Raw genomic sequence first — 15,045 nt, forward strand, 5'->3', positions numbered from 1 at the left:
AAGCCTCCCACCAAAATCCTTAAACCTACCGATTACTCGGTATTTTTAAGATGTCAATCGGGCCGGCCTGATGTATGAATGGAGAGCATGGGAGAAATCGGCCGATCGCCGCTCCAGGAGGCAGACAAGAGACGATGGCAGAATTGTCGGAACAGCAGACCGGAGAGGAAAAACGACGGCGCCGATCCCGCAAGGGAGAGACACGCCGCGCGGAAATCCTTACGGCGGCGATGCGGCGCTTTGCCGAGGACGGCTACCAGAATGCCGCGATCGGCGATATCGCCCGGGATGTCGGCCTGTCGTTGCCCGGCTTGCTGCACCACTTTCCCACAAAGGTCGATTTGCTGCTGGCGATCCTCGCACAACGCGATCTCGAAAGTGCTGATTTCATCGAGCATTATCGCTCCGATCTCAGCGGCCTGCTCAAGGGCATGGTCGCCATCTTCCGCCGCAATGCCGACATGATCGAGGTTGTCAGGGCCTTCGCCATCCTGAATGCCGAGAGCCTGATGAAGGGCCATCCCGCCAAAGCATGGTTTCTCGCGCGTGCCACCCAGATGCAGAAGGATGTCGCCGCGACCTTCGAACGGGCGATTGCCGACGGCACGATCGACGCCAAGACCGACGGCAGGGCAATGGCCGCCGAACTGATCGCGGTAATGGACGGCCTGCAGATGCTCTGGCTGCGCGATCCCGACCGCTTCGACATGGTCGGCGGCTTGGAAGCCTATGTCGGCCGGCTGCTGGCGAGCCTCGGCTTGGAAGGCTGACTGGAGTTCTCTGCAAAGCGCGCCAGCCAAACCATCATGCGGCTTACGGCTTCACAATACCTTTGCCCGACGAGCAGACCCGTATGTGTCGTTCCCTCCAGTCCCAAATATTCGCCGCCAAGATGCCGCGCCATTGCCCGGCCTCGGCGATCATCCTCTTCATCATTGGCGGCTGAGATGACCAGGCTGGGACAGGTGATTTTCCCGCCATCGACGGAAATCCCCTCCGCCCCGAAATGAAAGGAAAACGCGGCGAATGCCTTCGCCGATTCCATCGACAGGTACTTCCGCTGGAACGCGATATCGTCGAGCGTTTCATCGGCGCTGCTTTGCTCGTCGCGCGCCGGCGCCGGCACGATGAGACCCGGCATTCGTGGTGCAAGATCACGATAGGGCACCTCGTCATGCACTTGCCTGCAAATGCTGGAATCGATCAGCACCAGCCCGGCAATCCTGACGCCTTCCGCCAGTTTCTGGCTGAGGATCCCTCCCATGCTGAAGCCGATCACAACAGGTGGGACTGCGTATTCCTCAGCGATTTCGGAGATCGCCTGGCGGATATCATCAAGGTAGTTCTCAAATTCGACCTTGGTCAAATCGACCGATCTGCTTTTGTAGTGGCCGCGCAAATTGATGCAGTAAGAATTCCATCCGGCTGATGTGAAGTGAGGAATGTACTTGCTCCACATCCAGCTGCCGGTGAAGGCGCCGTGAACGAAAAGCAGAGGTGGCCGGGCGCATTGCGGCGAACTGTTGTTCCCCTGAAATATCTCCAGAAAAAGCTCATTCTCTCCAATGTATTTGCTCACGTGCTCAGGCAATTCTTTTGCGTAGTCCCGCATGCCTGCACTCCCCTGATAGGGCTGATAACGCTTGGCGACAGAGGATTTTTCCTACGTAATATTGATCAATATGGGTTTGTTGACGTACATAAAGGACAAAATATCTCTAATCGGGTGCCAAATGGAAAGCCTCGCGAGCGTTTTCGCCCTTGTCTATGCTGCCGAACACCAGAGCTATGTCGGAGCCGCTCGCGTCGCCGGCGTATCACCCTCCGCGATTGGAAAAGCGGTCGCGCGGCTCGAAAGCCGATTGGGCGTGCGGTTGTTCAACCGCACCACGCGCAGCATCAGCCTGACCGAGGAAGGAACTCTGCTCTACGAGCGCTATAAACGCATCATCGACGATATGGATGACGCCGAAGCGATCATCCTGCGAAGCCGGGAACGCCCAAGGGGGCGCCTGCGGGTCAGCGTGCCCCATATTGTCGGGCATCACCTGTTAATGCCGATCCTGCCGATGTTTGCCGAGCGGTTTCCGGAGATCGAACTGGACATGGATTTCGAAGACAGGGTTGTCGATCTGGTCACGCAAGGCCTGGATGTCGTTGTGCGCAGCGGCGAGCTTGCCGATGCGCGATTGATCGCCCGCCATCTCGGCGAGCAGCATTTCGTCGTTTGCGGCAGTCCCGATTATCTCAAGCGTCTCGACCGACCGGAGACGCCGGATGACCTCACCCAACACGCCTGCATTCACTTCAAATATCCTTCCAGCGGCCGTATCGCGCCATGGGCATTCCACCCGCCCTATGAGCGGCTGCTTTTGCCGCGAAGCCTGAGCTTCAACAATAGCGATGCGGGGTTGCGCGCAGCTCTGGACGGCCTGGGGCTCGCGCATCTGCCCGTCTATGTCGCAGCGCCGCACATGCGAGCCGGCACTTTGACCCCCGTCCTTACCGCCTTCATGGCACCCTTCGGTTCGCTCTCCCTCGTCTGGCCATCCAACCGCCAGCTTTCGCCGAAAGTCCGCGCTTTCGTCGATTTCGTGGTCGAGAACTTCGCCGCCCGACCCGATGCGTTTCGACCGGCCGCCGACTTATCGCCATGATCCAAATCCGCGCTCTCCGAGAGCTTCAGGCAGCTTGCGAACGTCAGCTCGGAGGCGACACGCATCAGCGCTCTCGCTGATCCCTGCCGAATTTCTTCACAGTAAAATCTATAAAGCTCCGTAATTTCGGCGTCATCCGCCTGTCGGGAGCATACAGCATATGCAACGGACGAGTGGGCGGCTCGTATTCGGGCAAGAGCCTCACCAGCCGTCCGACGTCGATTTCTCCGGCCACGAGTTCGTGCGGCTGTAGGAGCACGCCCATGCCTGCCACGGCGGCTGAACGAAGCGCCTCGCCGCTGTCGGTCGACAGTCGGCCGCTAATCGGCACGCTCACAAGACCATCTGGCCCCTCGAATGACCACTGCGTGCGAAGCGAGGTGTGCGAGAATACTAGGCATTCGTGCCTTTGCAGATCCTCCGGCTTGCTCAGTTTTCCCGCCGACTTGAGATAGGCCGGCGCTGCACACAAAACCAGGCGAAGAGGGGCAAGACTTCTCGCCAGCAGACCGCTATCCGGGAGCTCTCCCGTCCGGAAGACAACATCGAAACCCTCGTCCACAAGATCGACCGTCCGATTGGTGAGGCTGAGATCCAATAACACTTCCGGGTGCAGCTTTAGATATTCCGGTATTTCAGGTGCGAGCGCGTGGCTCCCGAACGTGATCGGCGCGCTGATGCGAAGTCGCCCTCTCGGAACCGAGCGGGTTTCAGCGATCAGCGCTTCGGCTGCCTCCATTTCCGCCAGGATGTTTTTCGCATGATCGTAGAATATGCGCCCGCTATCGGTAAGGCTTTGCCTGCGGGTGGTGCGATTGAGCAGCTTGATCCCCAGGCCATGCTCCAACGCCCTCAACTGCTTGCCGGCCAGCTGCGATGACAATTCGAGTTCCTCGGCAGCAGCTGAAATGGAGCCAGTTTCGACGGCCTTTACGAACACTTGCATGCAAGCCAGTCTATCCATTTGAAACTAGTTGTTTGCTGTTATGATCCATGGCGATAATTTATCCCCGCTCATTTCATATGTACAGGTACCTCCATTGCACTCGGCCTTCTGCTGAACCCGCGGTCGGCTCAACGTCAAAGGAACACCTTATGGCCTCTTTCGCAAAAACAGCCGTTCTGGCAGCTGCCTTGGGCAGCACTGCACTCGCCGCAAACGCAGCACCTGTTGGTACATCCGATAACCGGAAGCCCACTGTCGTGCTGGTGCACGGCGCGTTCGCCGATGGCTCGGCCTGGAACAAAGTTATTCCCCTCCTTCAGAACGAAGGGCTGAAGGTTGTTTCGGTGCAGAACCCTCTTACGTCGCTGGCCGATGACGTAGCCGCAACGCGGCGCGCACTGGACAACGAGACCGATCCCGTCGTCCTGGTGGGCCATTCCTGGGGTGGTGTCGTCATCACCGAAGCTGGCCGGCACGAGAGCGTCAAATCGCTGGTCTATGTCGCCGCATTCGCTCCATCGGAAGGGCAATCGGTGGCGGAGCTGACGAAAGACTACCCCACACCGTCCGGTTTCGCTCACATCATCGCCGATAAAGAAGGATTCCTGACGTTGAGCCCCGAAGGGGTGGCCAAGCATCTCGCACAGGATCTTCCGGCCGATCAAACGTCGCTGATGGCGGCCACACAAGGCCCCGTGCGTGGCAGGAATTTCGAAGAGAAGGTCAGCGATGCGGGTTGGAAGACCAAGCCTTCCTGGTACGTTATCAGCGAGCAGGACCACATGATTCAGCCGGATCTACAAAAGGCGATGGCAAAGAAGATCTCGGCTCACGTTGTGAGCTTGTCGGCAGGACACACGCCGCAACTGTCGCAGCCGGCTGAAGTCGCAAAAGTGATCCTTGCAGCTGCGGCTGAGATATCAAAGTAGAAACGCCCATGCGCTGAACATCGGATGTGCGCAACTTCCCATTCCACTCACGGCGAACGAGCGCAGCCATAGAAACTGCCTGCGCTCGGTAAAAAAGTAAAGTTGAAATTCAACAGTCGACAGCCGCCGCTTCCATCAGAACTCTTCCCATGAAGAAGCGGCAGCGGCGGTCGCGGTGGCGGCGCGTCCGCCAAAGGCACCGGCGAGCTTTTGGCCGAGGCTGCGCGCCGGCGAGGTGACCGGCCTGCTTTCGGGATTGGCAGCACGCGGTGCAATCTGCCCGGCATCCAGTTTGAAGCGGGCGATCAGGCGGGCAAGATTGGCCGCCTCGTCCGCCAGCCGGTTGGTCGCGGCGGTGGATTCCTCGACCATCGCGGCGTTCTGCTGCGTCACCTGATCCATCTGATTGACCGCGGTCGAGACCTCGGAGAGGCCGGTCGACTGCTCTCTCGCGGCCGTTGCGATCGAGCGTACGTGCTCGTCGATCTTGACCACCTGATCCTGGATATTGCCGAGCGCTTCGCCCGTCGCCGTCACCAGCTTTACCCCGGAATGGACCTCGTCGCTGGAACGGTTGATCAGCACCTTGATGTCCTTGGCGGCATTGGCCGAGCGCTGTGCCAGTTCGCGCACCTCCTGCGCCACGACGGCAAAGCCCTTGCCGGCCTCACCGGCCCGCGCCGCCTCGACGCCGGCATTGAGCGCCAGAAGATTTGTCTGGAAGGCAATCTCGTCGATGACAGAGATGATCTTGCCGATTTCGCCTGACGCCTGCTCGATCCGTCCCATGGCCGAAACGGCTTGGCTGACCACGGCGCTCGACTGGCCGGTGCTTCTCTTCGCCTCGTCGACCATATGGCTGGCTTCCGAGGCACGCTCGGTCGAGTGCTTCACCGCGACGGTAATCTCTTCCAAGGCGGAAGAGGTTTCCTCCAGCGAGGCCGCCTGCTGTTCGGTGCGCTGCGACAGATTTCCGGAGGCGATCCTCATCTCGCCGGCGCCGCCGTTGATAATGTCGACGGCCGCCCGCACCTCGCCGAGAACGGAGCGCAGATTGGTCATGGTTGCGTCGACATTTTGCTTGAGTTCTCCGAAGGCGCCCTGGAACTCGCCCCTCATGTTTTCGGTCAAATCACCTTCGGCGAGTGCTGCAATCACCCGGCATGTCTCGGCGATGCCGCGATCGACCGATGCAACCAGGGAGTTGACGCCCCCGGCGAAACCATTCAAGTCCTCGTAGCCGTATTCGGCGGCAGCGCGCCGTGAGAAGTCGCCGGTGCCCGCGGCCGTGATGACCGCGTCGACGTTCTTCTGCATTTCAATGACCTTCGTCCGCTTGTCTGCGCCGGCAGCGTCCAGTTCCCGTATCCTGATGCCATTCTGCTTGAAGACCTCGACGGCACGGGCCATCTGGCCGATTTCGTCGCGCCGGCCGGCGAAGGGGATATTGATGTCATGATTGCCGTGGGCCAGATCGTTCATGTTGGTGGTGAGCCGCCCGATCGGCCCTGCGATCACCCGGGCGCCGAACACGGCGGCGCCGATCAGCGTTGCGATCGTCAGCAGGCCGATGCCGAGATTGAGAAAGAGAACCAGAACGGCGGCGGCATTCGCCTCTTCCCCAGCCTTTGCCGCCATCGCCTTTGCTGAGTCCACCCCTTCATCGATCAGCTTGGCTGCCTCATCCGAGACGGTCAGCAGCTTTGCCTGAACGTCCTTCTGCTTTGCGTCGAGTGACGTGTCGCCGGCTTTGAGGGCGGCCTTTGTCTTGGCAATTTCGACCATCTCGCCCGTTGCGGCGAAAAGGCTCTCGGCCAGCGTTTTGAGCTTCACGATACGGTCCCGGTTGACCGGCAACCGCAGTCCGTCCATGGCCTCGTCCAGGTATTTGATAACCGAGTGATGGCGAGCGGCGATGTAATCGGCAGCCTTGGCAATGTCGTCCGCGGACGTGGCGAGGCGCAGATCGCGCACGCCGACCTGCATGCCGCGCCAGGAAGCCTTGGCATCGACCAGATCGCGGGAAACGATAAGCTGATCTTCCTGATATTTCGCGCTTTCGTAGACATGCTGGCCACCCTGCCAGACGGTGATGAGCATAACCGCCACTAGGAAAATGCCGATGCCGGAAAGAATGGCCAGTTTGGTGCTGATGCGCGAAAAGATGCTTGCGGGCATGTGTCAGGTCCTGCTTCGCGGCAACAGGAGTCCTCATATCCCCTGCTGTCCCTCGGAATGGGTGATCGACTTCATGCGACCGCCGCCTGTGCGCCCGGTCTTTTCGAAGCCCTTCGCTCTCGAAGGGAAAATCGCCACGGCTTGGCTAACTAAGGTTCGATAAAGATCTAATAAAAAGTTCAACTTTCGCCGAGCCTGAAACTTGCATGCGCGATTGGGATAGCAAGCGCCGGAATTGGATACGACAAAAAACCAGCCCCGATTGCAGGGGCTGGGTCGGGTCATCACGGCAACTGGGCGAATCACCCGCCGGTCGGCTTCGGCTTCGGCTGCAAGAGCAGCGGATCACTCCGCTACATCAAAGCGATGAGCCCTTTGTCAGACGAAAGCGTCAGGCCTTCTGCAGCTTCCAGGTCCGGATCTCAAACGGCATGATGTCGGCGGGACCTTTCCGTTCCATCGGCTCTTCGAGAATATTGAGCGGCGGCGAGGCCCTCCATGCGGACGGCAGGGCAAGGGAGAGGCGGCCGCGCCGGCCAGCGGGTTCGTAGAGACGCAGGATGAGGCCGTCGCCCTCTTCCGCCGGTTTCAGGCCGGAAAAGGCGACGGGGGTGCCGGTGACCGCAAGCGGCGCGAACGTGCCGGCGGAGAGGCCCTTGGCTTCCACTGCGACGAGCGGCTGGTTGAGATCGAGCGCCTCGTCGAGCACGCCGCCCTCGTGCCAGGCGCCGTCATGCGGCATCAGCGCATAGGTGAAGCTCTGCTCGCCTTCGTCGGCCAGCGGATCCGGATAGATCGGCCCGCGCACCAGGCTCATGCCGATCACGTTGCCGCGGGCGCTGTGACCATACTTGGCATTGTTGAGCAGTGCGACACCGAAACCCGGCTCGCTGATATCGACGAAACGATGGGCGACCGCCTCGAACATCGCCTGTTCCCAGGAGGTGTTCGTGTGTGTCGCCCGCTCGACAAGGCCGAAGGCGCATTCGAACGTAGCCTTGCGCGACCGGACATCGACCGGGTTCAGGGCGCGCAACAGGGTGCGGCGGTCATGCCAGTCGATCGTCGTTTCGATATCGAGCCGCTTCGCATTGGCGGTCAGGATATAAGTCTGGGTGACGCTCGAATTCCGGTAGCGATGGATGACGCGGATTGCCGCGCGGTGCGGGCCGCTTTCGACGAGCGAAATACTCTCCGGCGCCTCGAGACGGACGGCCTTTTCGGCATAATCCGCATCGATATCCCAGGCGTCCCAATTGCGCGGCTTGTCGGCCGGATAGACCCAGAGCTGGTTGGCCGAACCATCGACCGCTTCGCGGCCCGTCGCCTTGTGGATGATGCTCGCAACCGCCCCGTCCTTGCCGATGATGACGGCGAGGTAGTCGTTTTCGAGGCGATCGGTGCTGGCCTTAAGCCCGCCCGCCGGCTGCAGCGCCTGCCGATCGAAGACCGCGACGGACAGAGGAGCGACGATATCGCCGGCCGAGATGACCGTGCCGTCGGCAAGCGTGGCGCTCACCGGCCGCGGCGCAAGCGAGGGATTGACGACGACGAGCGCATCGCCGACCCCACCCTTCGGCAGATGGGCCGAGAGCGCCTGCAAGGCCTTTGCCTGCTCGGACTTTGCATTGTCGATGACGCCGCCGAGTTCCTGCTCCGCATCCTGATAGACCTCGCGGATGCTCGATCCCGGCAGGATGTCGTGGAACTCGTTCTTCAGCACCACGCGCCAATCCGCTTCGAGGCTTTTCGGCTTGTCGGCACCCAGCATATGGGCGAGCGAAGCGAGCGTTTCGGCGGTAATCAGCGCCCGTTCGGCCTGGCGATGCTTGCGCTTGACGCCGCTTTGGCTCGTCAGCGTCGCGCGGTGCAGTTCGAGGTAGATTTCGCCGTCCCAGACCGGGAGGTTCTTTTCCCCCGCGGTGCGATGGGCCTTCTCATAGAAGCTTTTGACGGTGCCCCAGCGCGCCTGCGGGATGGCGGGGAAATCGCGCAGCTGCACTTCGCGTTCTACCATTTCGGGCGTCACGCCGCCGCCGCCGTCGCCATAGCCGACCGCCAGAAGCGAAGTATCGTGCTGGACCTTGCCGCGGAAATTCTTCCATGTCGGCACATAACAATCGGCCTGCACGAAGCCGTTATATCCCTGCATCGGATTGTCGAAAGTGTGGGTCAGCACCTGGCTGCCGTCGAGGCCCTTCCACCAGAAGAGATCGGAAGGGATGTGGTTGGTCTCGCTCCAGTTGACCTTGATCGTGAAGAAGCTGTCTATGCCGCCCTGTCTGAGGATCTGCGGCAGCGCACCGGAGAAACCGAAGCAATCAGGCAGCCAGCACACCGTATGGCGCGTGCCGAAGGTCTTTTCGAAATAACGCTGGCCGTAGAGAACCTGGCGGACAAGGCTTTCGCCTGTGGGCATATTGGTATCGGGCTCGACCCACATGCCGCCGACCGTTTCCCACTTTCCTTCCGCGACCTTCTCCTTGATGCGTTCGAGAAGCTCCGGGTCTTCCTCTTCCATCTGCGCGTAATAATGGGCGGTCGACTGGTTAAAGCGGAAATCGTCGGAGAGCTCCATCAGCGACAGCGCCGTATTGAAGGTACGCCGCATCTTCCGCCGCGTCTCGCGATAGGGCCAAAGCCAGGCAAGGTCGATATGGGCATGACCGGTCAGCAGCAATTCGCCATTCGGGGGGAAGCGCTTCTGCAGTTCCTTCAACCGCGCCGTCAAAACCTCGAAAGCAGAGGCTGCCGAGGCGCTCTGTTCATCACTCAGGCCTGCCGGATTTGCCGCAAGCTCCGGCAGTTCCCAGATCTTCTGCTGCATCACTGCATCGGCGGTGCGGGAGATGTAAGCGGCCGTATCCGACGGCCAGTCGAGGCTGCGCAAGGCCTGTTCGGCGGCATCGACCAGATGCGGCACGACTTCATGTTCACCAAGTATGCCGATCGCCTCGGTGACCTGCTTCAGGAGAAGATGCAGCTGATGAGCAGGACGATCGAGCCAGATAAACCGGGCCTTATTCAGCCGCGGCGCCCGGTTCGGCTCGCCGAACGGAAAGCGCGCAACGCTTTCCGTCGCAATCTTGAAGCGGCGACCTGTGACCGGGAATTCCTGGTGATAGGGATCGAGACCGAACGTCTCCGTCCCGCCGCCGGGATAGGTCAGCGTGATCAGGCTTTCACCGCCGAGATCGAGCTGCAGGCGGATATCTTCGAGCGGCCAGTTCGCCGGCGCCTCGGCAGTGACGGCAAAATGCACGACGCCCTGGCGATGCGGCCAATCCTGATGATGGGCGATCGGTTCGCCCTCGAACGTCCAGCCGTCGATCGGGCTACTCTGCCGGTCCCGCCAATGCGCCAGCTCGGCGATACGGACTTTCAGGCGGTCGAGGCGTTGGGCAGTGGTCAGAGGCATGGCTTATCCTGTTGAAAAATCGGCGGCGCGCGATCCGGAATCATGGCTTCGGGAGATGAAGATGATGCGACAGAGATCGCAAATGCCGGCCCCTCCTCCCAGCGGGTCCAGCCGGCGCTTAGATTAAGTAACTTTGATTTGGCGTCAAGCCTGCAAAAAATCAATTGCAACGGGCACGAGCGTGGCGATGTCCGATGCATGGGTTTCGGACACCCTATACTCTGTCACAAGCATGTCATGAAATACGTCGACACCTCGTGCCAAATCAGGAGCGGGTACACAGATGGACTATTTCAGACGTTTCAATTTTCTGTTCGCAACGCCGACCTTTGACAACGAGGATCTGGAGGGTGCCCGCTACCGCCAGATCGTCGAGGAGATCGAACGCTCCGGCTTTGAGGTGGTGCGCGCGCGCAATCTCGAAGATGCCGAGATCGCCGTGCAGACGGACGCCGCAATCGGCTGCATGCTGGTTGACTGGGGTAAAAAGGGGCTCGAGGGGAAGACGGCCTCTCTCATCAACCTGATGCGCCGGCGCGGTCTCGAGTTTCCGATCATCCTGCTGATCCGTCGTAAACGCTTCGAGGATGTGCCGGTTGAGGTGCTCGATTTCATCGACGGCTATGTCTTCCTTTCCGAAGAAACTCCCGCCTTCATCGCCAAGAGCCTTATCAGCCGACTAAAGCAATATGCAGAGACGCTGAAGACGCCGTTTTTCGGCGCGCTGGTCGATTATGCCGAGGAGGGCAACCACCTCTGGACCTGCCCCGGGCACAATGGTGGCATCTTTTACAGCCGGAGCCCCATCGGCCGGGTATTCATGGAGCATCTTGGCGAAGCGGTATTCCGAGACGATCTCGACAATTCCGTGCTTGATCTCGGCGACCTGCTGACCCACGAGGGACCTGCGCTGGCTGCACAGAAGGAAGCCGCCAAGATTTTCGGCGCAGAGAAGACCTATTTCGTCCTCAACGGCACCTCCACCTCTAACAAGGTCGCGCTTTCCGCGCTCGTCACCGACGGCGATCTCGTGCTGTTCGACCGCAACAACCACAAGGCCGCTCATCACGGCGCTTTGATGATCTCCGGAGGAATTCCGGTTTACCTGCCGACCACCCGCAACGCTTATGGGCTGATCGGTCCCATCGATTTCGGGGCCATGGACGAGGAAGCCCTGCGGGAACGCATCCGCACCCATCCGCTGGTGAAAGACCCCGAGGCCTACAGGAAGCCACGCCCGTTCCGCGTCGCGGTGGCGGAACAGTGCACCTACGACGGCACCATTCACAACGCCGAGATGATCCTCAAGCGTATCGGACATTTGTGCGACTACATTCTCTTCGACGAGGCCTGGGCGGGCTTCATGAAATTTCATCCGCTCTATGCCGGGCGTTTTGCCATGGGCCTTGCCGATCTCGGCCCCGACGCGCCGGGCATCATCGCCACGCAATCCACCCATAAGCAGCTCGCAAGCTTCTCACAGGCCTCCCAGATCCACATGAAAGACCGGCATATCACCGGCCAAAAACGCCGAGTGGAGCACCGGCGATTCAATGAAAGCTTCATGCAGCACGCCTCGACGTCGCCCTTCTATCCACTGTTTGCTTCGCTCGACGTGGGAGCGCAGATGATGAAGGGCCGCTCGGGCGAAGTGCTGTGGGACGACACGATCCGCCTCGGCATCGAGCTGCGCAAGAAGATCCGTGCCGTGCACCGCGAATTCGAGGAAAAGGAACACCGCCCCGAGCGTCGCTGGTTCTTCGAACCGTTCGTGCCGGATCGGGTCGTGATCCCGGACGTGTCCGGCCCCGGCGCGGTGCACGACGTGCCGTGGGAGAGCATTGCCACCGACCAGCTCGCCACCAATCCAGCCTTCTGGCACCTGACACCGGGGGCGGCATGGCACGGATTTCCCGCCATGGAGCCGGGCTTTGCGATGACCGATCCGAACAAGCTCACACTGCTTACTCCCGGCTTCGACCGGGTAAGCGGAAAATACACCGAGCATGGAATTCCGGCACCCGTGGTGGCGCAATATCTGCGTGAAAACCGGATCGTTGCGGAAAAGAACGACCTCAATTCGCTGCTGTTCCTCCTCACCCCCGGCGTGGAGGCCAGCAAAGCCGGTACCTTGATCAGCGGCTTGGTTGCCTTCAAAAAGCTCCATGACGACAATGCGCTGCTGGAAGAGGCAATCCCGGAATTCTATCGTCGCCGGCCGGCCCGCTATTCGGGAGTGCGGCTGCGCGATCTCTGCAGAGAAATGCACAGCTTCTTCCGTCAAGCCGATGTCAGCGCGCTCCAGACGATGCAGTTTTCCGCCGACCACCTGCCGCCGATCGCGCTCTCACCCCATGATGCCGCACGTTGCCTGGTGCGCAACGATGTGGAGTATCTGCCGATAGACGCTATTGTCGGCCGCATCGCAACAACGCCGTTCGTGGTCTATCCTCCGGGTATCGCCACCATCGTGCCGGGCGAGCGGTTGACGGAAAGGGCAAAGCCCATGATCGACTATCTCAAGATGTTTGAGACCTGCTTCAACACCTTCCCCGGCTTTGAGGTGGAAATTCAAGGGGTCTATCGCGAGATCGATCCATCCGGCCGCATCCGGCTTTATACCTACGTCGTCGCGGAATAGGCTGGGAAACTCAGGTCAGTCATGAAGCAGGACAGAACGATCGTCATTCGCCCGTCCCGGGAAACCGACGTCGACGCCATGTTGGCGATCTATCACCGTCATATTCGCCGCGGCATCGACGCTGGGGTGGACGATAGCGACACGCCGCAACCGGAAGAGCTGCGGCAACGGCGCAAAAATTTGAAAGACCGCCGCTTTCCACATGTCGTGGCGATCGAGGGTGAAAAGGTCGTGGGATACGCCTATGTGGTGTTGTTCCGCAAACGCCCTGCCTACCGCTATACGGTCAAGCATTCGATCTATGTGCATCACGACCATATCGGCCAGGGCATTGGCAGCCTGCTCATGCGGGGACTGATCGATGCCTGCGCGGCGGCCGGTTTCCGGCGGATGATCGGCTATATCGCCGCCGACAATGTTGCATCGCTCGCCCTGCACGAACGCTTCGGCTTCGTTCGCGTCGGCCTGTTGCCCGGAGTTGCCCATCGTTATGACCGTTGGGCGGACAGCGTTATGGTTCAGCGCTCCCTCGCCTCCGGCTCGACGACCCCACCGCCACCGCCGCCGCTCTCCACCCGCTGAATCCGGTGGGATTGGGACGATACTTCTCCGAGTTCGACGGAAGCCCGCGCCAAGCTACAGGTCGTCATGCCGGCGCTGGCCCTCCGCCGCTGAAGACTCCCGCCTGTGGCGGTGAGCGGCCATGAAGGCCCCATGCCTGAGGCCTTCATGTATGTTGGGCTGGCCGCGGAATGAACTGCTTCAACGCAGCTTGGAAGGTTGCACGTAGCTCTGCGGCCAGAAGCTGGGGCCGCTCCCAGGCAGTCCCTTTTTCATGCTTCGGTCGGCTGCATCTGCGACATCGTCGTGTTCTTCAACCAATATCGCCGCGGCGGCACCCGCAGCTGCCGTCAGAGCATTGGCCAGGATGCCTCTTCAATGTCGCTCCCGAGCAATCCGTTAATCAGGGACGACTTGCGAAGCGCTTTTGGTACCTTATAACGAGCGTTTGAAACCGGCGCCGGGTAGAACCAGGGGCCGTACACCATGTCCCCCAAATTCAAACCGGAAAGTGGCCTTATTATCCCAAGGATCGCGGGGTTACGAACCGCTCGAGATAACCAGTGCCCGCCGCGATCTTGTCCCATCCGTCGAGATCGAGGTCGATGACGGCGAGTGCCGTCGGGAATTTCTCCCGCATGCGCCCCATGGCATCGGCATCGCCGTCCGACACGATAAGCGAGGCCGCATTCTCCATGCCGGGATTGTGGCCGACGATGAGTAGCGTGCGGGTGCCAGGTTCGACGGCCCGGATCACATCGAGGATGCGCTCGGCCGACACCTCGTAGATATCCGCCGCCTCGACTTCCGAGACCTTTTTCGAAAGGGCCCTGCGGACGAGCTTCCAGGTTTCCTGCGCCCGGCGGGCCGGCGAGACAAGGGCGAGATCGGGGATCAGCTTTTCGCGCACCAAATAGCTGCCGACGACGGGTGCTGCCTTGCGCCCGCGATTCGCCAACGGCCGTTCACGGTCGGCCACACCGGCGGGCCAGGCGGATTTGGCGTGGCGCAGAAGGATGAGGCGGTGTTTCGGCAGCATCGGGTTCAACCTCAGTTTACGCGAGGCCGATGTCGTCAGCGAGAGCTTCGTTTCGTGCTGACTCCTGGAGCATGAAGGGGCCTCCGATACAACTCGCAAACTAGGCGTATGCCACTGATTCCGCGATTAAAGCCGCGACAAGACTTCAAGGAATAACGGAATCTTGATCAGCGACAACGGTTTACCGATGCCGCACCGACCCTATCTGCCCGGCAATGATGCTGAAATCGCTGGCCCCCGGCGAGCGATAGGGAGGGCGGGGATGCTTCAGATTCGCAAAATATTGGCAGCGGTCACAGCCGTCGTTGCGGTTGCCGTTTCGTCGTCGTGTACAACGAGTTCATATGACTCCGTGCAAACCGGCTCGGTTGGCTATACCGGCGCCGACTATGCGCTCCGACCTGCCTGCCGCGATGGCTTCGGCAACGATCGTCCTTGCAGCTATTAGACCAACGGCCGCTCGATGAGCCCACGCTCTTGCGCGTGGAACGCACTGATCCAGGAGAGGCATTGAAGATGCTTTCCGGATGGGTGTCGCCATGTTGGGTCTTCCCGAGAAATGATCACTTCTCCTGAACACCGCGCTGCCCATCACCAATCCAATCCCCTGATGCAACTGATTTAGTTTGTGACGCCTCTCTTGGAAAACCGTTACGAACACCGACAAGCGTGCTAC

At 60.4% G+C, this 15,045-nt stretch carries 11 protein-coding genes; 6 read left to right on the top strand and 5 right to left on the bottom strand.

Annotation, left to right across the window (positions count from 1 at the left end; genetic code table 11):
- Positions 1-134 precede the first annotated feature (134 nt).
- Positions 135-770 (top strand): TetR/AcrR family transcriptional regulator, encoded by a 636-nt coding sequence (locus CO657_RS28075; RefSeq protein WP_054184390.1) that lies wholly within the window; start codon positions 135-137, stop codon positions 768-770.
- Here the strand turns inward: CO657_RS28075 and CO657_RS28080 are convergent.
- Entirely contained in the window at positions 728-1,612 is an 885-nt protein-coding gene (locus CO657_RS28080) for an alpha/beta hydrolase (protein WP_054184389.1), read from the bottom strand. The genes CO657_RS28075 and CO657_RS28080 overlap by 43 nt on opposite strands.
- Before the next feature lie 121 nt (positions 1,613-1,733).
- Between CO657_RS28080 and CO657_RS28085 the strand changes: the two genes are divergently transcribed.
- On the top strand, positions 1,734-2,657 hold the full coding sequence (locus CO657_RS28085) for a LysR family transcriptional regulator (RefSeq protein WP_054184388.1): 924 nt from the start codon (positions 1,734-1,736) through the stop codon (positions 2,655-2,657).
- A gap of 64 nt (positions 2,658-2,721) precedes the next feature.
- Here the strand turns inward: CO657_RS28085 and CO657_RS28090 are convergent, their stop codons facing one another.
- Positions 2,722-3,621, bottom strand: coding sequence for a LysR family transcriptional regulator (locus CO657_RS28090; RefSeq protein WP_054184387.1), 900 nt, complete (start codon positions 3,619-3,621; stop codon positions 2,722-2,724).
- A gap of 131 nt (positions 3,622-3,752) precedes the next feature.
- Here CO657_RS28090 and CO657_RS28095 point away from each other — a divergent pair, with 131 nt between their 5' ends.
- Positions 3,753-4,532, top strand: coding sequence for an alpha/beta fold hydrolase (locus CO657_RS28095; RefSeq protein WP_054184386.1), 780 nt, complete (start codon positions 3,753-3,755; stop codon positions 4,530-4,532).
- 135 nt (positions 4,533-4,667) lie between these two features.
- Here the strand turns inward: CO657_RS28095 and CO657_RS28100 are convergent, their stop codons facing one another.
- Both CO657_RS28100 and CO657_RS28105 read right to left on the bottom strand, forming a co-directional pair.
- Complete coding sequence (locus tag CO657_RS28100; protein WP_054184385.1) at positions 4,668-6,710, bottom strand: methyl-accepting chemotaxis protein; 2,043 nt, start codon at positions 6,708-6,710, stop codon at positions 4,668-4,670.
- A gap of 391 nt (positions 6,711-7,101) precedes the next feature.
- Positions 7,102-10,128, bottom strand: a complete 3,027-nt coding sequence (locus CO657_RS28105; RefSeq protein ID WP_054184384.1) for an alpha-mannosidase — start codon at positions 10,126-10,128, stop codon at positions 7,102-7,104.
- A 283-nt stretch (positions 10,129-10,411) separates the two neighbouring features.
- Between CO657_RS28105 and CO657_RS28110 the strand changes: the two genes are divergently transcribed.
- Together CO657_RS28110 and CO657_RS28115 are read left to right on the top strand one after the other, a co-directional pair.
- Entirely contained in the window at positions 10,412-12,769 is a 2,358-nt protein-coding gene (locus tag CO657_RS28110) for an Orn/Lys/Arg family decarboxylase (protein WP_054184383.1), read from the top strand.
- Between the two features lie 21 nt (positions 12,770-12,790).
- The gene (locus tag CO657_RS28115) at positions 12,791-13,351 is read left to right on the top strand and encodes a GNAT family N-acetyltransferase (RefSeq protein WP_054184382.1); all 561 of its coding nucleotides are present in this window, start codon (positions 12,791-12,793) and stop codon (positions 13,349-13,351) included.
- Between the two features lie 499 nt (positions 13,352-13,850).
- On the opposite strand, the gene CO657_RS28120 is transcribed toward CO657_RS28115, so the two are convergent.
- Positions 13,851-14,369, bottom strand: coding sequence for a SixA phosphatase family protein (locus CO657_RS28120; RefSeq protein ID WP_054184381.1), 519 nt, complete (start codon positions 14,367-14,369; stop codon positions 13,851-13,853).
- A 262-nt stretch (positions 14,370-14,631) separates the two neighbouring features.
- Here CO657_RS28120 and CO657_RS37635 point away from each other — a divergent pair, with 262 nt between their 5' ends.
- Positions 14,632-14,817 carry a hypothetical protein gene (locus tag CO657_RS37635; RefSeq protein WP_054184380.1) on the top strand — a complete coding sequence of 62 codons (186 nt, stop codon included), beginning with the start codon at positions 14,632-14,634 and terminating at the stop codon, positions 14,815-14,817.
- Positions 14,818-15,045 lie beyond the last annotated feature (228 nt).

The organism is Rhizobium acidisoli (assembly GCF_002531755.2).
In the GTDB taxonomy this organism is placed as follows: domain Bacteria; phylum Pseudomonadota; class Alphaproteobacteria; order Rhizobiales; family Rhizobiaceae; genus Rhizobium; species Rhizobium acidisoli.

Coding starts and splice junctions, on each gene's coding strand:
- CO657_RS28075 (WP_054184390.1), top strand. CDS start 135: ATGGCAGAATTGTCGGAACAGCAGACCGGAGAGGAAAAACGACGGCGC.
- CO657_RS28080 (WP_054184389.1), bottom strand. CDS start 1,612: ATGCGGGACTACGCAAAAGAATTGCCTGAGCACGTGAGCAAATACATT.
- CO657_RS28085 (WP_054184388.1), top strand. CDS start 1,734: ATGGAAAGCCTCGCGAGCGTTTTCGCCCTTGTCTATGCTGCCGAACAC.
- CO657_RS28090 (WP_054184387.1), bottom strand. CDS start 3,621: ATGGATAGACTGGCTTGCATGCAAGTGTTCGTAAAGGCCGTCGAAACT.
- CO657_RS28095 (WP_054184386.1), top strand. CDS start 3,753: ATGGCCTCTTTCGCAAAAACAGCCGTTCTGGCAGCTGCCTTGGGCAGC.
- CO657_RS28100 (WP_054184385.1), bottom strand. CDS start 6,710: ATGCCCGCAAGCATCTTTTCGCGCATCAGCACCAAACTGGCCATTCTT.
- CO657_RS28105 (WP_054184384.1), bottom strand. CDS start 10,128: ATGCCTCTGACCACTGCCCAACGCCTCGACCGCCTGAAAGTCCGTATC.
- CO657_RS28110 (WP_054184383.1), top strand. CDS start 10,412: ATGGACTATTTCAGACGTTTCAATTTTCTGTTCGCAACGCCGACCTTT.
- CO657_RS28115 (WP_054184382.1), top strand. CDS start 12,791: ATGAAGCAGGACAGAACGATCGTCATTCGCCCGTCCCGGGAAACCGAC.
- CO657_RS28120 (WP_054184381.1), bottom strand. CDS start 14,369: ATGCTGCCGAAACACCGCCTCATCCTTCTGCGCCACGCCAAATCCGCC.
- CO657_RS37635 (WP_054184380.1), top strand. CDS start 14,632: ATGCTTCAGATTCGCAAAATATTGGCAGCGGTCACAGCCGTCGTTGCG.